Source organism: Pseudomonas sp. LBUM1649 (assembly GCF_059716155.1).
Genome location: NZ_CP166807.1, coordinates 5,076,617 through 5,099,838, shown reverse-complemented (window position 1 = coordinate 5,099,838; position 23,222 = coordinate 5,076,617). Strand labels below are relative to the sequence as shown.

Here is a 23,222-nt window from a genome sequence, read left to right as displayed (position 1 = left end):
GATATCCCGTTGAGTGCCCTGTTACGCCCACAAAAAGCTATTTCTCAAATAGTGGAGACAGTAATTACGTTGTCAAGTTAAGCAAATCAAAAACCACCTTCGCAAACTTACTGGCTTTAGCTGGATCAGATAACAATTGCATCATCTGATTCTGGTGAGCATCGCCACTGTCCATAATTGCGTCATCTACCGCGTTGGCAAAGTTGCCCAGGAGTGCTTGCTCGGCGGTATTGTTGGCCAGTTGCTGCATGACCAATTGGTTTTCACTGACCTTGTCACGGATGGTGTAGGCGTAATTCACCATGTCTTTGTCAGTCAGCTGATCAGTCACAAACAGCTCGTTGAGCCGCTCTAGAATCTGCGAAAGCAGCTCCTCCTTGATGTCCTTTGCCGTTCCTGAGCCAAGCCCCTCACCAGGCACCAGTTTATAGTCGGGCGAGTCTTCTATTAGCTTTAGGTCTTGCTGGCGTATTTTCGATACGCGGTAATGGCTGAGCACGATACTGTTGAGGTCAATATCATCCTCATCCACAGCGGTTTCGCGCAGCATTGGGCTTAGATTGCGCGCATACAGGCTGAGCTTTTCCAGCTGTTTGTCATCGTAATCGACGATCTGCGACATGAATTCATAGAAGCGCACGAAGGTGCCCAGATCCTTTTTGAATATGTCGAGGGCGTCCTTGGCTTGCTTGCATTGCTTCAGGTCGTTCTCCGCGTTGGCGATCAACACCGCATCTTGAGTCTTTTTAATCCGCTCAAATATTTCTTTCGAGTGCGCGTAGGCCTCAACCGCCTGCTTGTAGCGTTTCGTCCAGCGCTCGACCGCAGGCTTGCAAATGTTGGCAATCGCCGCATTGCTTTTGTTTTTGACGAAGAAGGCCGCGCAGAACTGCTCAACCTCGCTCGACTTGTAAATGCCCGCAGCATTGAGTTTCTCAAACAGATCGAAAATCAAGTCTGGATCTGAGACATCTGCCAGTTCTGCCGTCTGAAAGTACGGCTGGAACGAGTCGAGGATTTCCTGCGGCTCGTTGAAGAAATCCAGGATGAAGGTGCCGACTTCCGCCTTGCCCGGATAAGTACGATTCAAGCGCGACAGGGTCTGCACGCACTCCACACCGCCGAGTTTTTTGTCTACGTACATGGCGCAGAGTTTGGGCTGGTCAAAGCCGGTCTGAAATTTGTTGGCAACAATCATCACTTGATAATCATCGCTATCAAAGGCTTTGCGCATGTCACGGCCTTTGAGGTTGGGGTTCATGTTGCTCTCGGTGTATTTGTTGCCGAGTAGCGCGACAGCGTTAGGATCTTTCTCGGTGAATTCCACTTCACTGGAGAACGCCACCATGGCATGGATTTTTTGGTAGCCCTTTTCGACGATGTATTTGTCAAAACACAGCTTGTAGCGCACAGCTTCTTTGCGCGAGCTGGTGACTACCATGGCTTTGGCTTGCCCACCCAGCAGGCCCATGACGTTACTGCGAAAGTGCTCAACGATCACCTGCACCTTTTGCGCGATGTTGTACTCGTGCAGGCGCACCCACTGATTGAGCTTGACCTTGGCTTTTTTGCTCTCAACTTCCTGATCGGCCTTATCGATTTTTTGCGCCAGGTTGTAGGCCACTTTGTAGTTGGTGTAGTTCTTCAGCACATCCAGAATAAAGCCCTCTTCAATGGCCTGACGCATGCTGTACACATGGTAGGCCTCGGGCTTATTGGTTTTAGAGGGTTGCTCAGTGGGCTTGGGCAAACGGCCAAACAGCTCCAGCGTCTTGGTTTTCGGCGTGGCGGTGAAGGCAAAGTAACTCAGGTTTTTTGACGCCTTGCGTGACGCCACAGCGGCATCGAGAATGTCCTCAGAGTTGAGTTCGTCCTCACCATCAGCCTTGGCCTCAATCATCAGCACTTCTTTCAGCTGACGCGCTGTAGAGCCGGTTTGCGAGGAGTGGGCTTCGTCGGCAATGATCGCGTAGCTGCGTTCTTTCAGGCTAACGCTATTCTCGATGGCGCGTAGCACGTAGGGAAAGGTCTGAATGGTGACGATAATAATCGGCTGTGAGTTTTCCAGCGCGGCCGCCAGCTTCTCCGATTTGGAGCCGTCACCTTCCTGATTATTGATGCGGCCAACGGCACCATCGACGTGTTCAAACTGGTTGATGGTGTCTTGTAGCTGATCATCCAGTACGGTGCGATCCGTCACCACAATCACTGAGTTGAATTGCTTGCAGCCCTGCTCGTCGTAGAGCGCAGATAGTTGATGCGCGACCCAGGCAATCGAGTTGGACTTACCGGAACCCGCGCTGTGCTGGATCAAATATTTATGCCCAGGGCCTTCAGTGCGGGCGTCAGTGACCAATTTATTCACCACATCCCACTGGTGATAACGCGGGAAAATCAGGCTTTCTTTTTTGTATTTACGGCCCTGCCAGTCTTCCTTCTCTTCAATTTGTAGGTGCACAAAGTGCGCGAGAATCGCCAGCAAGTTACTGGGTAGCAACACCTCGTTCCACAGGTAATCAGTGGCGTACTGGTTAATGTCTGCCGGCGCATCATTACCAGCACCGCCGACCGAGGTGCCTTTGTTAAACGGCAGGAAGAAGGTGTCTGTCCCCTCCAGTCGCGTGGTCATATAGACCTCGTACTGGCTCACGGCAAAATGCACCAGGGCGCCTCGCTTGAAGGTCAGCAGCGGTTCGGGCTTTTTGGTCACCGGGTCGGTGGCAAGCCGGGTGGTTTTGTATTGCTTAATGGCGTTGTGGACGGCCTGCTTGAATTCGGATTTCAGCTCCAGTGTGGCTACTGGTAAACCGTTTACAAACAACACCAGGTCGATTCGCCAGGCTTTGGCCTTGCTGCCGGTTTGTTCGAGGTGTTCTTGTGTGGCCCAAGGTGAATACACCAGCTCCGGCACCACCCGGCAACGGTTCTTGGCATAACGCATCAAGGTGTCAGGGTTTAGCTCGTGCTCAGGCTTGAACTGGCACAGGCTGAAACGAGTACCACGATGGCGTAGTTCGTGACGCAACACGCCTAAGGTGCCGAAGGTGCGCATCTCTTTACTGGCGGCGTTGGGGTCGGTTTTATTCAGCTGGCTGGCGACCCGCTCAAGAAAGTGCTGCCCAGGTTGGGAGGGGTATAGCGCGCAGAATCTTTGCCACTGCTCGGGCTGGGTATCTTGCACAAACCCCAGCAGGTCTTCTGGGTACAAGGCCAGTTCACGGTTGTAGTGTTCGGCTTTGCCAAGCAACCAGCCGGTACTGACCAGATGCTTGAGCATGTCGTTTTGAAACATCAGTTCGCCGGCTTTGCTCATTGCGTCGCTCCTTGCGCTAATTCTGGATGTGCATCAAGCAAGACCGCAGCCATGGCGGTTTCGTGCTTCTTCATGGCTGTATCGCACCAGTCGCTATCGTCATTTATCGAAGAAAATATATCCGCCAATTTCAATGATTGAATTATGCCTTTGTTAAGGCTCGCCCTGAACATTCCTTTTTTCTCAACGGGGTCTTTATCGCTATAGGTCGAGTTCTCGCCAACGGACAACAACGCAAGATTACCAAAGCGATCCAGCTGAGTGATTTCACCTGTGTTTTTACTTTGAGGGCTGACATGTTCTACTGAGGTAACATGGCGCATACGAAAAATAGTGGCGCTACCCTTCAAAATCTCTGGTCTCACAGGTTTATTGTCGGGATCGTCAGCATTGAACCAGCACTCCCAGAGTAAATACTCAAGCTTGTAAAACCAATAATGCGGAGTATCTGTGCCTAGGCCGTCACACAGTGCAAAGGTATCACCCACGCCAAAAATCTCCTGCAGGCTTTTGCCTCTGGCGACCGTTTGCGCATAACGTGCATCTTGCTGTGTTAGCCCATTCAGCAGGTTCTTGGCGTCATCAAGTTGGGCACCTGGCTCATATAATGCTTTCAGCGCTTCCGTCAACCAAGGCACACGGGTCAAGTCTTGACTGAAATACATCATGCTTTGCAGCATGCTGATGGAGTCCCAGTGTTGGCCGGTACGCTTGGTTCGCTGATTGTTTTTGGAAGCTTCTGCTAATGGTGAGGCAATCTCCCAGCGCGTCGCCACGTGACTGCTCTCATGAACATGGCCTTTAATCATAAAATTGTCCATGAGTAGCCGACAGCGCAGCAAACAATGGATAAACGCCTTGCACTGCGTCTTGTCACCAAACGGTTTGTGCTGATGCTCGAGGTTACTCGGAAAATGCTTGTCAAACTCAGCAAGCAGTTTTTTATGATCGACCGAAACACCCGCATGGTCACTGCTAGGTGTGGAGTCACCAACAAACACTCTCAACACATGCAGCAAAAAAACTGGAAATGAAACGAAGCTTTTATACTTCGTGGATAATTCTTCGTCAGTGTCTACAGTGTTTGTTTTTGCATTTGGGGTATTGAGTATGTGCGCTAATGTCCGTGTACCCTCTACTAAAGAGTCTGTACCGCCCTCACTTCGGGTAGTTACCTTACTCAGCAAGTGAGTTCCAATGTGGTGTGCGCTTCGCCCATAGTCGAGCTCGGCCTGTAAGCTGTTTTTAACATACCCATCAATGTCGGCGCACAGATCCCACGCCCAAGCATAAACCCGTCGCTCTACCTCTGGCAGTTGGTTGAGCAATCGCGCCTTGAGAATTTCATGTTTTTCGAGCTGCACGCCACGGCTATTCATGCTGTCAAAAAATCGATTCTTATCGGTCTCTTGATGCAGCTTGGTAACGACGAACGTGGCCTTGGCCCATAGATAGTCACTGAATGCCTGCACTCGACCAGCGCCTGTCATACCTTCCTCTTGCTGAGGCTGGTTGGCCAGTCTGTTGAAGAAGTTGATTATCGTTTTGCGGGCAACAACCATAGCTTCGTTTTTTAACCAGCCATTGCATTCAGTGCTCGATGCGCAACCACAGTCGCAGCCCCAGTTGCGCATGAAAGCCGCCAATGCCTGCTTGTCTTGCTCGCGACCAGAGAAATCCAACCGGGCGACTGGTGGTTGCTTGGCACCGACAGCCATAAAGCTTCGCCACTTGGGTAACGAGTCAAGGCTTAAACCTAGCGGTGCAGTCACCAGCACGGAGGCAATAAGCCATAAGGTGGTCATGCGCTGCTGGCCGTCAATGAGTTCAAGACGGCCATCATCAATTGGGCTGACGACCACCGCGCCGATAAAATATTCGGTGTCTGACTGCTGCTGGTAAGCCTCCCAGACGTCCTGGAGCAAGCACTCGACGTGCTGCGTCTCCCACGTGTACAGGCGCTGGTAGATGGGAATCAGAAAGGGTGTGTCCAGCGCAGGAATGTGTCCTGCGTGCTCTTCACTGCCGCTGACCATACGCTGTGCACTGTATTTATTCGCCGTAAGCTCATGGGCGCGATTAGGCATGTTGCTCATCCTTGAAGAACTTGGCGTGCAAGACAGTCGCTAAAGACGTGTGGCTATTCAAATGCGGGCTATTACCCACTGCGTAGGTGCTTGCGAACGCCTTGAGATAACGTCGTATCACTGGCCTTTTTTTGGTTTTTTCCACCTGCGCTGGCTCAAATTTCAGTAGCGCTTGTGCCTGTTTGCCACTCAGTTTTTCGATCAGAGCCACGGCCTGCAGTGAGGATGGGCATTGCAACAGGTCGGCAAAAATTTCATTTGTTGCAAAATGATTTTCTACGGTACTGCGGCGTAACGAGCCTTCGGTAATGCGCAGGCTGAACACGTATTGATCTGCCAAGGTCGCAAAGGAGGCAAAGCGTTCATCCTCAGCAAAGCGATCCAGATAAAACACTAGCATCGCCAGCCATATTTCGATTAACCGTGAATAGCCGGCATCCTGCCCTTGCTCAACCGCACGATGGAGCTGCAGCAAACGTCCGTGTAGGGTTGCATTCTGCTGCTCTGGTTCAACGAGCGTTGAATTGCCTGACGTAATGTCCAGCGGGAAATGCTGTTTATACAGCTCGGTGTATTTGGCGATATAAAAAAAGAACTGCTCGCCGCCCAATAGCGGTTGATTCAGCTGTAACGGTAGACGCGAGACGCTGCGCTCTTCGACGGCAACCTGCGAGCCATTCACATTGACCAACGTTGTGAATGTGAACACATCGGCCTCAGAGTGGTTAGCGTCATGGCTAACATTCCAGTCGCGATAAAAACTCACGGCCGTCGGCGGCGATAGCTGGATGGTCTTAGGGCCGTCGGCTGTGGGTTTCGGTGCCTGTACGGCGAACTCCTTCACCAGTTGCAAGTCGTCCACTTTATTACCACGTTGGCGAAAACGCGTGCGCGCCAGAATCTGCTCGGTCAAGAAATAGGCCAGGCGTTGGCCGTTACCGACCTTTTGCCGCTCATACGCCTCCCACAGGTTAGAGCAGCCAATACCCACACTGGCGTCCGAGACCACGGCGCGAAGATGCCGGGCCTTGAGCAGGTCAAAATCGCTCAGGCGCTTGCCGGAGGTATTTTGGCTATCGAAAAAGGCAAAAGCTTGGTCAATCGAGGAGATGCTGATCACCACGAACTGGAGCTTGTCCAGCAGCTTCTCGATCTGCCACTTGCTGCCGGGCTCAGTAGCCAGATAGCGTTCAATTTGCCGAAAGTTGGCCGCCAGGTTCTGCTGCGACTGGCTGTCAGGGAATTCCGCTTGAAGCAGTTGTTTGACTGCCAGTGGTTCAATTTTCCCCAGTGCTTGCAACAGCAAGACCAAGGTCAAACAGCGTTGCTGGCCATCGACCAGCTGGTCTTTAGTGCCTGTAATCTCTGCGGGTTCCTGATGCAGGATTATCGTGCCGAGAAACAACGGCGCTTGAGAGGAGGTTGCCTCCGCTGGTTGGAGTTGCTGCTCGATATCAGCCAATAACGACGCAACCTGCTGTGGCCCCCAACAATAGCGGCGCTGGTACTCCGGGATGGCCAAAGGTCTCTCGCCTAACTCCCGCAACGTTTGTGTGGCAACTGTTACAGAGGCCGGGCTAGTCATGCAGCTAGCGCCTTCGCAGGCTCACAGCGGCCAACGGCGGGAGCAGTGCAAAAAGCCCGCATGGCGCTGCTGGAATTGGGGTCGGTTTTTTCCAGCGGGCTGGTTACCCGCTCAAGAAAGTGCTGCTCGGGGTGGGTGGGGGACAGCACGCGGAATTTTTGCCACTGTTCATCCAGGGTTTCTTTGACAAAGCCTAGCAAGTCTTCGGTGTACAAGGCGATTGCACGGTTGAAGTTTTCCGTTTTGCCTAGCAGCCAACCTTTGGCAACGAGATGCTTGGGCATATCGTTCTGAATGGTTAGTTCGTTGGCCTTACCGCCACCCAACGCACTCATGCGGCGACCTCCTTGTCGATTAGCTTAGCTTGAGGAGCAATCCAGTTTCTAACATCTATTTTTCCGGTAACAGCGGCGGATATCAGGGCGGTGCGGCGCTCTATTGCCAATCCAATCATTAATTCAGTATTTGAAGTTAGTTTGTCAATGCGACTAAGTGTATCCTTGAGGTGTGCAATAATTTTAAGCTGCTCATTCAAGGGTGGAAGTGGCAGCGCCATCCTATCGAACTGCTCCGTTCTTAAGCACTTCGTACCATGCGCAGAACTTTCCACCAAGTCCAAAATATTATCCCGCATTCCCTTAAGGCAATAGAGCAGGTATTCACCGTCCAGTTTAGAATTCGGGATCAAGGCTTTCATATCTTGATTTATAGTCAGTTTTACCTCCGAAAGCGCAACTGGAACTGAATGATCTAAAATCATCCCCCTTACAACGATCAGCACTGCACCGGTGTCAATTAATTTCACCGCTGAATGAGAGAGCGCAGCGGGTGTTATTGTGTCTTGCGCGCTTGATAGATAATCTTGCTTCATATCCTTCGGTGATACCCAAGGAATGTCCCCACCCCAAAAATCTAAGTTTTCTTTCGTCGGGGTTCCCCCACCAACGAAAGAACAAGCATATCTTGGTTGACTAAGGGCCCAATGCTCTGGCACTTCCCCCAACCATTCAACACCCGAATCGCGCATTTTGGCGTTTGGATTCAAACCTTTGGTAACGGCATGGTTAATCACCGCCTGGCGCTTTTCTTTTAAAAGATGTATGAGCTGTTGTTGCTTTTCGATCAGTGTGTCGATTTTTGCAGTTTCGACATCTAGGAATTTGGTGATTTTGTCTTGCTCGTTGACTGGTGGGACAGGGAAGACCGTATTTGCGAGATACTCCTGTTCTATGCTTTCAACCGTAGCACCTTGCTTTCTCCATTCAAGCAATAGTGCTACCTGGCTACCAATAGTTACATACATTGCATATTGGGCATTCAGTCGAGCGTTGAAGCGAATTGCTTTCATGTCTTGATTCAAGGTTACAGGAACATCATTTATTGCCACCGGTATTGAGTGCTGAAGGATTCCTGATCGTACCACCACCAATAAAGCGCCCTCATCCACTAAATTTGTTGAGGATTCGTTGATTGCCCTTTCCGTAACGTTGTCGATAGTTGATGTGATTCTGGAAGTCTTCATATCTTTTGGTGAAACCCAAGGAATATTGCCGTTCCAATATTCGGGACTATCTTTGCTTGGTGTGCCTCCACCACTAAACTGACATAAATATTTAAGCGGTATGAGACTCCAATCCTTAGGAACGTCGCCCATCCAACGAGTTCCAGAATTCTTATACTCTGGATAGGCCTTATACTTTTCAACCATTATGAGTGCACCTCCTGCAGTAGTTGCATGATTTCTGCAGACACGGCATCCAAATCGGTATCGATTTCGAGTAAATCCCGTGGCGGTTGATACTGATAGAAGTGCCGGTTAAAGGGGATTTCATAACCAACTATGCCGACTTCCTGATCCTTCTCGTCTTTCTTGCTGGCATCAATCCAGGCGTCAGGCACATGAGGCTGCACTTCCTTATAGAAGTAAGCTTCGTTGATCGCGTTAGCGCTCTGGCTCGGGTCAAGTGCGACGTTTTCGTTGTCGCGTAGGTCGCTATCGGTTTGGTACTCCAGCACCTCGCCGTCGACGGCGAACAAGCCATATAGGGGATTGGCTTTCGCTTTGTGAACTTTCTTGATGACCTTGGCGGCGGATGGGTTCTTCCAGCTCACCGCATCGATAATCTGCTTTTTGTCTTTGGCATCCAGAGTAATACCTTGTTGCTTGCAGGCGGCCTTGATCGCGTCATCAAACGTGTTCATGTCGTCGTGCTGGGCAGTGCCGATGCTGGCCTGCAGGCCTTGTGCCTTGGCTAAAAGCCGCTTCTGATCCAGCCATGTTGTTCTGTTGAGCAAATCCTTGATGTGCTTCTCTTTCAGGTCGGCGAAGTGCAGTTTGAAATAACGGCGAATGGCGTCTTCATGTGCGCTCAGGTCACCGTAACGCTTACAGGTGTCATCATCGCTCCAGTCCTCACCCTCTACGGCGCTGTACTCTTGGTAGAGCCATTTCATGGCACTGTTGAGGGCGCCGGAGGCGTAGCGGCATTCAGCGATGCGTGCGTCACTGAATTGGTAGGACTGCCGTAAAGGGCGCTCGATGCTGATGCGGCGGTAGCCAAACTCATAGCTGTTGAAAATCTTGCTGGCGAAGGTCTTGGCGACCTCGGCTTTGGGGTTGGCAGCCTGGCGGCCGCGATTGCTTTTCTGTACGGCTTGTTTGTCTAGCTCATAGGCATCGACGGCGGCAAAACTACCGAAGGCGCGGATTACCGTAGCGATATCGCTTTCATCCATTTCATTGCGCTTGGAGCCGAGGGATTTACGCATTTTTCCGCACAGGTTGACGCCATTGATCAGCTGTACCTTGCCCTTGCGCTCTGCGGATTTTTTGTTCGACAGCACCCAGACATAAGTCGAGATACCAGTGTTGTAGAACATATCGGTGGGCAGCGCGACGATGGCTTCGAGTAAGTCGGACTCTAGAATGTGGCGGCGAATTTCTGATTCACCCGAGCCAGCACCACCAGTAAATAATGGCGAACCATTGAGGATGATGCCAATCCGGCCGCCACCCTGCGAGCCATCGCGCAGCTTGCTGATTAGGTGCATCAGAAACAATAGCGAGCCATCGCTGACCCGTGGCAAGCCAGCACCAAAGCGACCGCTGAAACCCTTTTGCGTGTGCTCGTTGCTGATCTCTTGCTCGATCTTCTTCCAGTCCACGCCAAAGGGTGGGTTGGAGAGCATGTAGTCAAATTCTGTGGTGTACAGCTGATCGTTCGACAGGGTATTGCCGAGCTTTATGTTGCTGACGTCTTGGCCCTTGATCAGCATGTCGGCTTTGCAGATTGCATAACTCTCAGGGTTAAGCTCCTGCCCATAGGCGCGCATCACCGCCTGCGGGTTCAACTCATGCACGTATTCCATGCCCGATGAGAGAAAGCCGCCAGTGCCGGCCGTAGGGTCGTAAATGGTGCGAATGATGCCGGGCTTGGTCAGCGCATCATCGTCTTCCATAAACACCAGGGAAGTAGTGAGGCGCACGATGTCGCGGGGGGTAAAGTGCTCCCCAGCGGTGTCATTCGAGCTTTCCGCAAATCGGCGAATCAACTCTTCAAACACTAGGCCCATGTCGTGGTTGGAAACAGCCGCAGGGCTTAAGTCCGTCTTCTGTACCTTCTGCACAACCTTGTAGAGCAGGTTGGCATCGTTCAGCTGTCCGAGAAACTCGGTGAATTTGAAGTGTTCGAAAATCTCCCGTGCATCTTTGGAAAAGCCCTGCAGGTAGGACTCCAGGTTGGCCTTGATACCGGATTCACCGAGCTTGGACAAATCCATTTTCGAGGTATTGAAAAACGACAGGCCACCGCTGGCACGCAGGAGCAGTTTTTCCTGGGCTTCTTCGGAGATATTCAGTTGCTGGACGCGTGCATGCTCCGCCAACACCGCCGCCTTGCTCGCCTCCAGCACGCACTCGAGGCGACGCAACAAGGTGAACGGCAGAATGATACGACCGTACTGGCTTTGTCTAAAGTCACCACGGAGTAAATCGGCTAAAGACCAGATGTAGGCGGCCAGGTTGTTGGAGGCTTGCGACATTCTTCGAAATTCCCTTCAGTGCTTGGCGGTTGTTGACGAGGTGCGAAGCACGATTATTGATAAAACTGGGTGGCATTATGCTGCAACGGCAGCACCGGGTATGCCCGACATTGGATATTCATTGATTGGTTTGCGCGAGCGCCACCTTTAAGAATTAGGAGCAGCAGTCCAGTATTCACTACGACTATGCTTTGAGGTCAACCCGGTAGGGAGCTAATCCTTTCCATTGACTGGCCGTTTCTGATGGATATCACTATGTCTCGTACAGCCAAGCACAAACCTAAAACTCAACGAGGCCGACCTCGGCGCGAAACGCAACGAGCCCTTTATCAAATCAGGCTTTCCGGGTGGGATTTTACGTGGTCGCTCAGCCTAGCCCTGCCCAATAATTTGAGGGCTAACGAAGGTCATTATCATGATCATCTGATCCTGACGCTGAGGGGCGAAGTGCTCTACCCGGAGAGCTTCAAATATCCAGAAGTCGAGTGTCAGCTCTACGCAGATCCTCGATTGACGCAAGACATAGAGCCTCCAAAAGGAATAGGGTCTATGACAGCACGCGGGACACGGTTGATTGCATCGTTCTCCGCAGCGCCCCGTCAGACTGACCTCTGTAGCGTTTATGGGTGAGGTGGGTTTCTGGGGAAGTGCTCTGAAAAAAAGGCCAAAACAGTAGAGCTCGAAAGTCTCTCAAAAAATATTACTTCGCCACCCTTGAAACAGAAAAAAGGAAACGGAGCTCTATTATTTGATACCAAACAAAAGCAAAGATCCCGATGCCTGCGCGCTTTCGAGGCGGCTACAGATTTTGGGGCTATCGACTCTTTGCTTTACCATTGCATTTGTCTCTGTCTATTGCCTTCAAGAGCTTTGAGAAGATGAATATGGCGGAGGAGGGCAGACAGTCTCACACGCAGGACAGGTGTAATCGCTTTTTTGCGACGTATGTCGCGGCTAGATTTTTTCTTTTAAGCAGCTGCCGGTGACCATGGTTCGCTTAACCAAGATGAACCATGGTCGAACCGACCAAAATTTAAGGCAACGGCATCTTATTCACTTGCTTTTTTGACCTGAAATACTGAGTTTTATTGCTCTGCCCCAGCCCAATCAGCACCAAAACTGTACCTATACGGATGTCCATGATGGCTGCTTTTACCGTGAGCACGTATCTTACTTGCTGGATCAGTACAGTGCGCTTGCACGCTTGAAAGGAATTTACCCGCATGACCATCCTGACCAGCCACAGCCACCCGTTAATCATCGGCTCAGTTGAGACACCCTACACTAGCGGGCATATAGGCATGACTATTGTAAGCGTCCGGCGAAGTCACCTACCCGATCCCAGCGATAAGGGCGATGTTGTCCACTTAAAAATACGTGGACACTATCGCCCCTATCATCAGGATTGCCATGCGCCAAAGAACCTCTTATCCCAAACCCTTTAAAGCCCAGATCGTCCAAGAATGCCTGCAACCTGGCGTGTCGATGGCCAGCGTGGCCCTGCGTCACGGCATTAACGCCAACCTGGTTCGAAAGTGGATACCTGCTTATCGTGATCATCAGGCGCCGGCTTTGCCTGCTTTTGTTCCGATGACGCTTGCGCCCGCAACCCAGCCCGATCAGCAGATGTCGGTCAACATCGAGGTTCCTTTCGGGCCGCAAAAACTCACTGTGAAGTGGCCATCCTCAGATCCTGACGGGTGTGCTCGTTTTGTCCGTGAGCTTGCCAAGTGATCCGCATCGATGCCATCTGGCTCGCCACCGAGCCCATGGATATGCGTGCAGGTACCGAGACCGCGTTGGCCAGAGTGATTGCAGTATTCGGTGCGGCGAAGCCGCACTGTGCTTATCTCTTTGCCAATCGACGTGCTAACCGAATGAAAGTCCTGGTTCATGACGGGATTGGTGTTTGGCTGGCTGCACGGCGGTTGAACCAAGGCAAATTCCACTGGCCAGGCATTCGGCAAGGCTGTGAGATAGAGCTGGATACCGAGCAACTTCAGGCCTTGGTATTAGGTTTGCCTTGGCAGCGTGTTGGAGCTGCCGGCACAATCACACTGCTGTAAAAACTGTAATTAGATTTTTGGCCTACTGCCGCAAGCGATCTGCTTTGGTAAAATCCAAGGCATGACTTCTTCGCCCAATATCGATCAGATGACCCCCGACCAACTGCGTGCATTCGCTGCGCAGTTGATGTCGAAGGTCGACACCATGGGCAGAAAGATCCACCGCGATCAAACCATCATCGAACAGCTGACCCACGAGATCGCCATCCTCAAGCGGCACAGGTTTGCCAAGCGCAGCGAGCAGATCAGCCCTGAGCAAGGCAACTTGCTCGACGATCTGCTCAACACTGATCTTGAGGCTATCGACGCCGAGTTGAAGGCCCTCCGACCAGCTCCCGGCCCAGAAGAGAAGCGCCAGCAACCCAAGCGCGCGCCGCTGCCACCGCAGTTTCCACGCACCGTAATTCATCACGAACCGGAAAACATCCAGTGCGCCTGCGGCTGCCAACTTCAGCGCATCGGCGAGGACGTCAGCGAGAAGCTGGATTACACGCCGGGCGTGTTCACCGTCGAACAGCATGTGCGTGGAAAATGGGCCTGCCGTCAGTGCGAAACACTGATCCAGGCACCGGTGCCGGCCCAGGTAATCGACAAGGGAATACCTACAGCAGGTCTGCTCGCTCACGTAATGGTGGCGAAATTCGCCGACCACTTGCCGCTGTACCGGCAGGAGAAAATCTTTGGCCGCGCCGGCTTAGCCATCGCGCGTTCAACTCTCGCGCAATGGGTTGGGCAGACCGGTGTACAGCTTCAGCCATTGGTTGATGCCTTGCGAGAAGCTGTTCTGGCCCAACGAGTTGTCCATGCTGACGAAACTCCGGTGCAGATGCTTGCGCCCGGAGAGAAGAAAACTCACCGCGCGTATGTCTGGGCTTACTGCACCACGCCGTTTTCGGCGTTTAAGGCAGTGGTTTATGACTTCAGCCCGAGCCGCGCCGGTGAGCATGCACGTAACTTCCTCGGCTCGTGGAACGGCAAGCTGGTGTGCGACGATTTTGCTGGCTACAAAGCCGGTTTCGAGAAGGGCATGATCGAAATTGGTTGCATGGCCCACGCACGCCGCAAGTTTTTCGATCTGCACGTGGCGAATAAAAGTCAGTTGGCAGCACAGGCACTGCACTCGATTGGCGGCTTGTACGAAGTTGAACGCCAAGCGTGCGACATGAGTGATGAGGATCGCTGGCGGATACGGCAAGAAAAAGCTGCGCCGTTAGCGAAAGCGCTGCACGACTGGATGTTGGCCCAGCGCGATCTTGTACCCAACGGATCAGCGACGGCCAAAGCCTTGGATTACAGCCTTAAACGCTGGGTCGCGCTGACGCGCTACCTGGAAGATGGGGCCGTGCCCATCGACAACAACCCAGTCGAGAATCAGATCCGGCCGTGGGCGCTCGGGCGTTCAAACTGGTTGTTTGCCGGGTCGCTTCGCAGCGGCAAACGAGCGGCGGCGATCATGAGCTTGATCCAGTCAGCGCGTATGAATGGGCATGATCCGTATGCCTATCTCAAAGATGTGCTGACGCGGTTGCCGATGCAGCGAGCGAGTGAGATCGACCAACTGCTGCCGCATCAGTGGGTATCTGCCTGAGTCATGCAAGGTGACTTCGGCGGACGCTTACTGACTATTTGCCCTGGTAAGCAGCAAGCCAACGCCTCATCTGGCAATTTCCAACGTGAGCTGGCGCTGGATCTGGATCTGATTAAGTCCTGGGGCGCTACTGCAGTTGTCACTCTGATGCCCCAACAGGAGCTCGAGGAAGTAGCGGTTGGTCATCTTGGCACGGAAGTCGAAGCCCGGGGTATGCAGTGGTTCCACCTGCCGATTCTGGACGTCGATGTTCCAGACACGGAGTTTGAACGCTACTGGCACTATGCAGGACTGCGCCTCCGACAGCTCTTGCGCAGCGGCCAACATATCCTGGTGCACTGCCGAGGAGGTCTGGGTCGCACAGGAATGGTGGCGGCACGTCTGTTGATCGAACTGGGGGCACAGCCCAAAGCAGCGATAGCTGACGTTCGACAGGCACGCCCTGGCGCGATCCAAACCCGGCAGCAAGAAAACTATGTTCTCACCACTGAACTCGCCGGGAATGATGCTTGGCTGGATCGCCTTCTGGGCTGTCTGCTCGGCGGTGCTGTAGGCGATGCTTTCGGCTATGCGGTCGAGTTCGATTCTCTGGAAACCATCCAGTCCAGGTACGGCAAGCAAGGACTCACCCAGCCTACATACCAGAATGGTCGCCTCATCGTTAGTGACGATACCCAGATGACGCTGTTCACCCTGGAAGGCATGCTGCGCTTTGCCAGCAAAGGCGAAAGCTTAGATCCCCAGGATTGGCTCGATGAAATCCGAGGCGCCTATCTTGATTGGCTGGATACCCAAAGCATAAAGGCTCCTAGAAAAGGGCTGGCGGGACAGCTCGCCCGATCTCCAGCCTTGCGGACTCGACGAGCCCCTGGTAATACCTGCTTATCGGCCCTGAAAGCCGGCGGTATGGGTAGCATCGAGCACAAGATAAATGATTCTAAAGGCTGTGGTGCGGTAATGCGCACCGCGCCCATCGGCTTTCTTAAAGGACTTGACCTCTTTGATCTTGGCGCACGTGCTGGTGCGCTAACCCACGGTCATCCCGACGGCTGGGCCCCAGCAGGGATCCTGCCTCGCATTGTGGCCAACTTAATCCAAGGTATGGGCAATTACTGGGCTGTTCGGGGAGGCTTCGACGACGCCAGCGAGTGGGGGCACGTGTACGGCGTCACGGCAGGTACTGACCGTTATCTGCTCGCGCTGAAGCTCGCCCGTAAACTGCGCTACAACCCCCGGCAGGCTATTCGCTTACTCGGCCAAGGTTGGGTGGGTGATGAAGCCTTAGCCATTGCGATGTATTGCTACCTCTCGGCGCGCAATTTCCAGGACGCCATCATCCGCGCTAGCAATCATGATGGTGACAGCGACTCCACCGCCTCTATTACCGGTCAGTTATGGGGGGCTCGCCACGGCATTGCCGATATCCCCCATGACTGGATTCGTCGCCTGGATGTGCTGGATGACATTCTGGTGCTTGTGGCACAGGCCAAGGATTGGTCAGTACCAGTCGACACAATCCAAAGCTACCCGCCGAAAGTCACCATCAACGAAAACGAGGCCGCCTGTATCCGCATGGTCGAAATGTCTCTTGAGTTGCATGTGCGTGGCTTTCAGAAGATTCGCATCTTTCCTTACCTGTCTCCTTCAGGTTACTGGCGCCTGGAATGGGCTCCTGCAGAAAGCTTCAGCTCAGCAATCCGCCCGCCCAGAGGCACCAATGAACGCTTGATTGCTCGCTACTCGAGTGGTTCAGGATGGCGGGCGTTCGAGTGGGAGGGGGCTCAGTCCCTCACAATTGGCGAAATGGCGCAACAATTCCTGCGACAGTTCCCGGAGCTGGCACGTGCCGGCCAAGGCCAAGACTGGCCTTATGTGGGTTGGCTCACCACCTTGCTCGGCGAAGTCCGCAAGGGGCGTTTCCCATATTTAATAGCGGATGGCCATGTGGATCTCTCACGAGGTATCCCCATGAGTGTCGGTGAGCCATTTCCGCTCCCACCGCCGCTGCCGCATGAGCAGGACGAGGAGGACGAGGACACTGAATGGGATGGGATCGATAAGAACGACCAATTGATCGAAGAGGAGCCAGATTATCCTTTGCCCAACACCTTCGATTTCGCCGATGAAGTCGGTCGTGTGCATGGTTTGATGGCTCTCTATCACCATGGAGAGGCCTACCTGCTGCAAGTCACTCAGTTACTGTGGCAGCAACTAAATGAGCCCAAGGCAGAGAACTGCACTTTGGTCTGTCAGGCCGGTGGCATTGAAGGGCACGGGAAGGCTGGTTTGCACAAGCTTCTGCAGTGTTTTCTGCATGAAGCCAATGAGGCTTGCGAGGTGGCATCGGTTGGGCTCGAAGAGCACCTTGTACCCCAGCTAGACTGGGACAAGATCCAAGGAATGTTCGCCAACATGGACAAGGCGCTACTGGCAACTGCCGCTGCTTACGGTCAGCTATTTGAAGGTTTTACGCACTGAGCGGCGCGGGAAGACCCCATGGCTGCCCAGGCTACGTGACTCGAAGTCGCCCTGTTGCTTGCTAACAATGAAAGCTCTTACGAGACACACGAGTCAGAGAGGCGTTGTCTCCCTGACTCATTTTGACTTTGCGTTCATCAATGCGGTCGCGGTAGGGACTGCAGTTACCTGCCACCCCCCGCACAGACCCGTACGTGCGGAACTACCACATACGGCTCCTGCCTCGGGTATGAGACGCGAAGCGATCCTCAGGGTAAGGATGTGCATTTCTGGGTCTTGGTATGTAGAGGTTCAGGGCGACGACGGTTCAGCTCTGAGGCCGACGGCAACTGGTGTGTGCACCGACTCGAGCCCCATCCAGAACCGGAATCCTGACACATTACGCCGGAATATCGGGTATCGGAGTACCGCCCGGCGCTACAGCGCCGAGGCGCAGACACTGGATGGACAAGACCCGGGCTGAAACACATAACACCATGCTTTATGCAGTTTCATACTCTTGATAAGACTCGTAAGCATCAAATACATCTTTAGTAACTGTTCGGGCTCGGTTGCCTTGTCCAGTAGGCTGCACTACGAATTGAATAGAATCCTCCAAGGTAACCGAAGCCCCCTTGTAGTCATCGCCAATAACAAATTTTTTCGAAAAGGGGCTTAGGGCGAAAGCCAACTCTCTAACTAGATTGTCCCGGTCGGAAAAGTCGCCATCGTCCATCTCAAGCAGCGTGGCCATAATTGAGCAGTCAATCATAGTGCCGGTGAGCCAGTCGCAGCTGGAGGCATAGCCTGCACACCATTTCATGTTTGTGCCTTCGATGCAGACTTGAATGGAGGTGGTTTCTTTGCCGACAAAACATGAGCCCAGCATGACTCCGGTAATATTGCTCGATTTAGAGTACTCCCCAACTTCATACAGTAAATCAAAGAGATCAATACCCGCAACTTTCCTTTTGTAGCCGTGAGCTGCGATATAGACAACGGTGTTCTCGAAGCGGGACTTGCACAGATATGACAAAGCTCGCTTAAAACTACTCCTGTCATAGAAATTTGCGTGATAGACCTCGGTATCGCCAGCATACTTGGCAATCCCTTCGACAAAGGGCAGCACACTACTCCGGTTCGAGTCGCCACTGTCCAACTCCCAAGGGCACTCTAATACCAGAATTGCTCGATTTGATTTATGTTGCAGCCGCTTCATAGTTAAAACTTCCTTTTTACTCTCTGGAAACTGTCGATGCAGGTTATTGGCCGTTTAACATTGCACTAAGGTCACTGATCTAGAATAAGATCAAGCCCAGCCTAACGAACCTAAAGGGTCTTAGAGTCGTGACACGTCAGGGTGTAACAAAATCCTCAGGAAAGGCTTCCCGTATCCCCATCCACAGTAACAACCAACTGGTTTCTCTGGAGTCACTTTTTGACTTCGCCCTGCGTCGCGTCAGGATTTTCAACTCACTTTCTTTGCGTTGCTTGGCTTCCACAGGTGAGACTTTCAACCACACAGGTTTCGAGTCACCCCACGGGATTTTCCACTCAAGCGTGGTCTCCAGCTTGGCGGCCTGTATTGACACATGGGCAGGTGCGGAGTCTCGTCTGAGTACCAACCATGCCTGCAATGCTTTTCGACACTCCACCTCGAGAGTCTTGTAATTGTCGACTGTGAATTCGATGGCATAGTCATCCGCGTCGACCAGGCGGACACGAAACCGTCGCGGCTTTTTTTCGGTCAGTCTGTGCTCACTATCCTTCTCGACATCCTGTGTAACAGGAGGTTGGTACTGCTCTGCCCAGAACAAACGCTTGCTACGGAGTTGCTGCCGTTGGCTGTACAGATAGCGGCCCAGAGCGACAGCCTGTTGCCGAACCTTATGCAGGTCGCGCTGCTCGCTGGCGACCGACACGTGGTTTTCCCGCAACATGTCGCCCTGAATGAGCAAGTCTGGCGTTTCGATACCCGCCATATTGGCCTCCGCCAGTAATTGCAGGGCCCAAGCCGTGCTGACTTCACCGACGAGCCCCACATGCAGTGGGAGACAGCCTGTCACGGCATGGTTTTCATGGCCTTCACAGGCCGAATAGGTGAAACAGCCTGCTGCAGACAACCCTTTGACCAAGAGGGCAATATGCGTGTCCAGCACAGCGACAGAGATCTTCTGGCCATGCTCACGGCGTTTGAAATTGCTTGGTCGAGCCTCAAAGAGGTTATAGCCGGATTCCTGTTGAACATGCTGAGAGCGAAATAGCTTAGCGACTTGCCAAGGCGCGAGGCGCTGATCACAAGCATCTAGGCGGAATGGCCGGTTGGCGGACGATGTTTTTTTTAGGCCACCCAGATCGAGTTGTTTGAGCATTTCCCGAAGAAACTCACTATCCGACTGGTCGTGGCCGGCTGGAAGACTAAGGCGACTGCCGCTCTTGTAGTCGTGCAAATACGCATTATCCGTCAGATAAATATCCTGACCGTCGGTTTCGATTAAAAAGCCCCGATCCAGTAGTGCAGACGAGAGGAAAGAGAAGAGTTCACTCATTGGACGCTCCAGAAAAAAGCCTTAGGCCGCAGTAGAACGTAGGGATCGCTGAAAGCGAGCCAATCGTGGCTGTACGTTAGGTTCAGGTTTCCAAACTCGCCTCGTGAACGCACTCATACTGCGCCGACGCTTGCTTGAGTTTTTCGGCAACCTGTTTACGCAGACTTAGCGGTGCTTCAATTAACAAGGCGTCGCCTTGGGAAAGAATCCACCACTGCAATTGCCACGTATCACTGATCGTTGCCCGCAGACGGTAACCCTCCTGGAGTTTTTCCAAGGTCATATCGGATGACAGAGGCGTCTCCCGAAGCAAGCGCGCTAGGCTGTCACTAAGCCTGGCCTGCAGGCTGATTTTGGCAGTACTGCCGAACTGCAAGGCATTACTGGCCAGGTACTTCTGCAGATCAAAGTCATCCAGGCCCAGGGCGGGGCTCGGCAGAGTTTCGGCTTGGCGAAAACGATGGATCGCGTACTGGCGGACATCGGCATAGGGTGGCGACGTACCGATCAGATAGGTGATGGGGCCCCGCTGCACCAAGGCGAGAGGATTGAGCACCAGCTCCCGCTCTTTATCGTTGTGGGCCGAGTAATAGCGGCATTGCAGTTGTTTTTCCTGCAACAAAGCCGCCTGCAAGGTTTCCAGAATTTTTTCCGGCGTATTCGGTGGCAACAGGCTCAGATCGGGGCTGACACTGGCTACTTTGCCCAGCCAGCGTATTGTCTGGTTGTTCTGCGCCAGGCCTTCCAGTTTTTTCCTGGCGAACCGAAAGCGCGGCTCCAATGCCCTCAACATGCTGCCTGGCAAGAGCGGTCGGATCGCATCTTCGACCAAGACAAGACTCAGGGCCTCGCCCATGCTTATGCCTGGCAAGCTCACACTGGCCCCCTCGGCCCAATACCATCCATAAGGGGTGCCTTTATCGTTACACTGCAGTGGGAATAGTCTGGATAGCGCGACCAGGTCACGCTCGATGGTGCGTTTACTGACTTGGTAACCAGCCTCCTGCATTCCATCCAGCAATTCCGTCGTGGTAAGCCCAGGGCTACGAGAAGGGATTTTCTGCAGCAGATCCCATTGCCGGGTTGTGGCGTCGTGTACTGATGAAGATGGCAAGACTGGCTCTCTGTCAGTTGTAGTGAGGCAAGCATAATGATCCTCACCAATATACGTGGCAATTGGACATTATGGCGACCTGCTAACGCGGACATCCGCTCGCTCTACCATTCAACCTTTCCCAGTGGCAGAAGACCGGTAGAAACAGCTAGTTCACGAAGCCGATAGGGCGCTGCACGGGCATCTTGAGGCGGCTTTCGGCAAGCAAGGCTTGGGCAAGCTCTTCTGCACTGGCAAATGGCTTGAAGCGCGCACGCCGAGCAACCAGGGCGAAATCACCTGGAGTCAGGTTGGCCTCCCTCGAGAGCCGCAAGCCGCTGGTCTTGGCGGGATCCTTGAGTTTTAGGGTTTGTAGATGTGCATTGAACAGCGTCTGGATCTGAAGGGGCTTCAGAAAGCCAAAATGAATCTTCAAATCGAATCGGCGCAACGAGGCTGCGTCGAGGTCGCGCATCAGGTTGGTGGAGGCGATGAACAGCCCTCGATAGCTCTCCATCTGCGTGAGCATTTCATTGACGGCCGTGACTTCCCAACTCTGAGTGGCTTTCTTCCGATCCTGTAGGAAGCTGTCCACTTCGTCGAGCAGCAGCACGGCCTGTTCCTCGCTGGCTTTCTCAAAGGCTCTGGCCAGGTTCTGCTCGGTCGTGCCCACATAAGGTGAAACGAGATCGGACACCCGCTGCACCATCAGCGGTTTCTTCAGCTCCTGCGCGAGCCAGTGGCCGAAGGCCGTCTTGCCCGTCCCTGGAGGGCCATAGAAGCACAGGCGCGCTTCCGGGTGCTTGCGTAGTCCATCTATCAATCCATCGAGGGGAATATCCGCATTGATCAGACTCGGGGAATAGAAGCTCGGCAGCTGCTGCGCCTTATGCCGGCCCAGTTGCTCGAAACCCTGAGCTTTCAGCGTCGCATCAACCAGGCACTCAACGGTGGCATCGAGGCGCTTTCCCGCGCGCGGGTGCAGGCTGCGCGCGATGCGAGCCGCCCGGGCGATGACGGCGGGTGTCATCTCCTCATGCTCGATCAATTTCTCCACCAGTGCCGCGCCTAGACGGTCGCCGCTATACTCCCGGACAATCTGTTCCCGTTGGCTCTTGGGTGGGTTGGGCAGTTCGATGACCACGTCAAAGCGCCGGATATAGGCGTTGTCCAAGCACTCGATGTCGTTGCTCAGCCAGAAGCAGGGGAGGCTGTTCTCTTCCAGCATGCGATTGATCCAGCCTTTCTGAGTTTTGCTCTTGCCAGAAAAAGGTAAAGGCGAGGTGTCAAAGATGTCCTCAATCTCATCCAGCAGTAACAGGGCTTTTTGCGTCTGCAGTGCACTCATTGCCGAACGCAGGGCACACAGACGTTGATGGGCGCTGACTGGGTCGCCGTCGCTGTCAGTACAGGCAATTTCATAGAGCGAAGCCCCGAGCAGGCGGGCAAGCAGGCGACTGAGTTGCGTCTTGCCGGTGCCGGGCGGGCCGTACAACAAAATGTTCACACCACTGCGGCCTTCGGCTAAGGCTTTTTTCAGGTAGATGGTGGCAATTTCAAGAGATCGCCCCAGATGGTGGTAATCCTTCTCGCTCAGATGACCGAGCGGGCTGAGACGGAAGGCATACTTGAACAGCTCAATGGGCTGCCCATGGCTGAAGCGCAACTGCTGGAGAAAATCAGAGCTTTCAATGACCAAGCGGCTGCTGAGGGTACTCACGGTGCATGATCGCGCATTGACCTCAATCAGTCCGGCACGAGCTAACCGCCCCTCATTGGCCAGGTAGGGAGCAACATCCTGTTGAGGGATATCGAGAAGTGTGGACAGTACCCTCATTGTTCGGTTGAAACCGAGCGCACCGAGTTGGTCTGAGGCATCGTTGAGGCAGGGATCGGTATGCAGTAGGACGCAGAAAGCCAGTATGCGCTGCTCGATGGCATCTAACCCGATCAGTTGGCCCAGCGCCTGTACATTCGCCTGCAGCCTGTCTGGGTAACCTACTACTGGGAACGCCAAGTCGAAGGCGAGGCGCTCGCGCTTGAGTCGGCGCAAGGCCATCGCCGGACTGAAATCGTCTGCATCCACCAACTCTTGCAGGCCGAGTTCTGCAGCGATTTCATCGTCGTTGAAATGATGCCGCTGAATGAAGTTTCGGTGTCCGCCGAGATCGAGCATCAGCATAAACACCCATTTCAGGGATAGCTCACACGTATCGGAGGAGTGTGGCCCTGATGCGCGGAGAGTGGTGGAACTGGCCGAACGACGACGTATGGACATGAGGCATTTCCTGTACCGAATGTAGCGTCATTCTGGCGGAGGAGTGCGTCATCTTATGTCGCAACCGTACTGGGTGCGGCTCTAATTTCGTCTAGCGATAGCTTGCCCTCATCAATTCTGGTCTAGATGGTTCAAAAGTGCATGTCTTTCTTGCTACCCTCCTAG

Annotated in this window: 14 protein-coding genes; 4 read left to right on the top strand and 10 right to left on the bottom strand. The window is 53.3% G+C overall.

Going from position 1 to position 23,222, the window contains the following annotated elements; translation table 11 throughout:
* Window positions 1-64 precede the first annotated feature (64 nt).
* From ACA058_RS23525 to ACA058_RS23500, 6 genes are read right to left on the bottom strand one after another with little or no spacing between them, the layout of a single operon-like run.
* Window positions 65-3,313 carry a type I restriction endonuclease subunit R gene (locus tag ACA058_RS23525; RefSeq protein WP_497636128.1) on the bottom strand — a complete coding sequence of 1,083 codons (3,249 nt, stop codon included), beginning with the start codon at window positions 3,311-3,313 and terminating at the stop codon, window positions 65-67.
* Window positions 3,310-5,400: a DUF262 domain-containing protein gene (locus ACA058_RS23520; protein ID WP_497636127.1), complete on the bottom strand. Its 2,091-nt coding sequence runs from the start codon at window positions 5,398-5,400 to the stop codon at window positions 3,310-3,312. The genes ACA058_RS23525 and ACA058_RS23520 overlap by 4 nt, the downstream gene beginning before the upstream one ends.
* Window positions 5,393-6,985: a DUF262 domain-containing protein gene (locus tag ACA058_RS23515; protein ID WP_497636126.1), complete on the bottom strand. Its 1,593-nt coding sequence runs from the start codon at window positions 6,983-6,985 to the stop codon at window positions 5,393-5,395. The genes ACA058_RS23520 and ACA058_RS23515 overlap by 8 nt, the downstream gene beginning before the upstream one ends.
* On the bottom strand, window positions 6,982-7,320 hold the full coding sequence (locus tag ACA058_RS23510) for a hypothetical protein (protein WP_497636125.1): 339 nt from the start codon (window positions 7,318-7,320) through the stop codon (window positions 6,982-6,984). Before ACA058_RS23510 ends, ACA058_RS23515 begins: the two co-directional genes overlap by 4 nt.
* Window positions 7,317-8,693 (bottom strand): restriction endonuclease subunit S, encoded by a 1,377-nt coding sequence (locus ACA058_RS23505; protein WP_497636124.1) that lies wholly within the window; start codon window positions 8,691-8,693, stop codon window positions 7,317-7,319. The genes ACA058_RS23510 and ACA058_RS23505 overlap by 4 nt, the downstream gene beginning before the upstream one ends.
* Window positions 8,693-11,026: a type I restriction-modification system subunit M gene (locus tag ACA058_RS23500; RefSeq protein ID WP_497636123.1), complete on the bottom strand. Its 2,334-nt coding sequence runs from the start codon at window positions 11,024-11,026 to the stop codon at window positions 8,693-8,695. The genes ACA058_RS23505 and ACA058_RS23500 overlap by 1 nt, the downstream gene beginning before the upstream one ends.
* A 1,410-nt stretch (window positions 11,027-12,436) precedes the next feature.
* Between ACA058_RS23500 and tnpA the strand changes: the two genes are divergently transcribed.
* The 4 genes from tnpA to ACA058_RS23480 all read left to right on the top strand — a co-directional run bounded on the left by tnpA (window position 12,437) and on the right by ACA058_RS23480 (window position 17,158).
* Window positions 12,437-12,760 (top strand): IS66-like element accessory protein TnpA, encoded by a 324-nt coding sequence (gene tnpA / locus ACA058_RS23495; RefSeq protein ID WP_497635018.1) that lies wholly within the window; start codon window positions 12,437-12,439, stop codon window positions 12,758-12,760.
* Window positions 12,757-13,092 (top strand): IS66 family insertion sequence element accessory protein TnpB, encoded by a 336-nt coding sequence (gene tnpB, locus ACA058_RS23490; protein ID WP_461978842.1) that lies wholly within the window; start codon window positions 12,757-12,759, stop codon window positions 13,090-13,092. Before tnpA ends, tnpB begins: the two co-directional genes overlap by 4 nt.
* A gap of 61 nt (window positions 13,093-13,153) precedes the next feature.
* Window positions 13,154-14,680 carry an IS66 family transposase gene (tnpC, locus tag ACA058_RS23485; protein WP_497635017.1) on the top strand — a complete coding sequence of 509 codons (1,527 nt, stop codon included), beginning with the start codon at window positions 13,154-13,156 and terminating at the stop codon, window positions 14,678-14,680.
* A gap of 3 nt (window positions 14,681-14,683) precedes the next feature.
* Entirely contained in the window at window positions 14,684-17,158 is a 2,475-nt protein-coding gene (locus ACA058_RS23480; RefSeq protein WP_497636122.1) for an ADP-ribosylglycohydrolase family protein, read from the top strand.
* A gap of 481 nt (window positions 17,159-17,639) precedes the next feature.
* Here ACA058_RS23480 and ACA058_RS23475 read toward each other — a convergent pair whose 3' ends face one another.
* From ACA058_RS23475 to ACA058_RS23460, 4 genes are all read right to left on the bottom strand, one after another.
* The gene (locus ACA058_RS23475) at window positions 17,640-18,356 is read right to left on the bottom strand and encodes a hypothetical protein (RefSeq protein WP_497636121.1); all 717 of its coding nucleotides are present in this window, start codon (window positions 18,354-18,356) and stop codon (window positions 17,640-17,642) included.
* A 136-nt stretch (window positions 18,357-18,492) separates the two neighbouring features.
* Window positions 18,493-19,686, bottom strand: a complete 1,194-nt coding sequence (locus ACA058_RS23470) for a hypothetical protein (RefSeq protein WP_497636120.1) — start codon at window positions 19,684-19,686, stop codon at window positions 18,493-18,495.
* Window positions 19,687-19,768: 82 nt separating this feature from the next.
* Window positions 19,769-20,800, bottom strand: a complete 1,032-nt coding sequence (locus ACA058_RS23465) for a helix-turn-helix transcriptional regulator (protein WP_497636119.1) — start codon at window positions 20,798-20,800, stop codon at window positions 19,769-19,771.
* Between the two features lie 148 nt (window positions 20,801-20,948).
* Window positions 20,949-22,961 (bottom strand): AAA family ATPase, encoded by a 2,013-nt coding sequence (locus ACA058_RS23460; protein ID WP_497636118.1) that lies wholly within the window; start codon window positions 22,959-22,961, stop codon window positions 20,949-20,951.
* Between the last annotated feature and the right edge of the window lie 261 nt (window positions 22,962-23,222).

Coding starts and splice junctions, on each gene's coding strand:
- ACA058_RS23515 (WP_497636126.1), bottom strand. CDS start 6,985: ATGACTAGCCCGGCCTCTGTAACAGTTGCCACACAAACGTTGCGGGAG.
- ACA058_RS23475 (WP_497636121.1), bottom strand. CDS start 18,356: ATGAAGCGGCTGCAACATAAATCAAATCGAGCAATTCTGGTATTAGAG.
- tnpA (WP_497635018.1), top strand. CDS start 12,437: ATGCGCCAAAGAACCTCTTATCCCAAACCCTTTAAAGCCCAGATCGTC.
- tnpC (WP_497635017.1), top strand. CDS start 13,154: ATGACTTCTTCGCCCAATATCGATCAGATGACCCCCGACCAACTGCGT.
- ACA058_RS23460 (WP_497636118.1), bottom strand. CDS start 22,961: ATGCTGATGCTCGATCTCGGCGGACACCGAAACTTCATTCAGCGGCAT.
- ACA058_RS23510 (WP_497636125.1), bottom strand. CDS start 7,320: ATGAGTGCGTTGGGTGGCGGTAAGGCCAACGAACTAACCATTCAGAAC.
- ACA058_RS23525 (WP_497636128.1), bottom strand. CDS start 3,313: ATGAGCAAAGCCGGCGAACTGATGTTTCAAAACGACATGCTCAAGCAT.
- ACA058_RS23470 (WP_497636120.1), bottom strand. CDS start 19,686: ATGAGTGAACTCTTCTCTTTCCTCTCGTCTGCACTACTGGATCGGGGC.
- ACA058_RS23500 (WP_497636123.1), bottom strand. CDS start 11,026: ATGTCGCAAGCCTCCAACAACCTGGCCGCCTACATCTGGTCTTTAGCC.
- ACA058_RS23520 (WP_497636127.1), bottom strand. CDS start 5,400: ATGCCTAATCGCGCCCATGAGCTTACGGCGAATAAATACAGTGCACAG.
- ACA058_RS23505 (WP_497636124.1), bottom strand. CDS start 8,693: ATGGTTGAAAAGTATAAGGCCTATCCAGAGTATAAGAATTCTGGAACT.
- ACA058_RS23480 (WP_497636122.1), top strand. CDS start 14,684: ATGCAAGGTGACTTCGGCGGACGCTTACTGACTATTTGCCCTGGTAAG.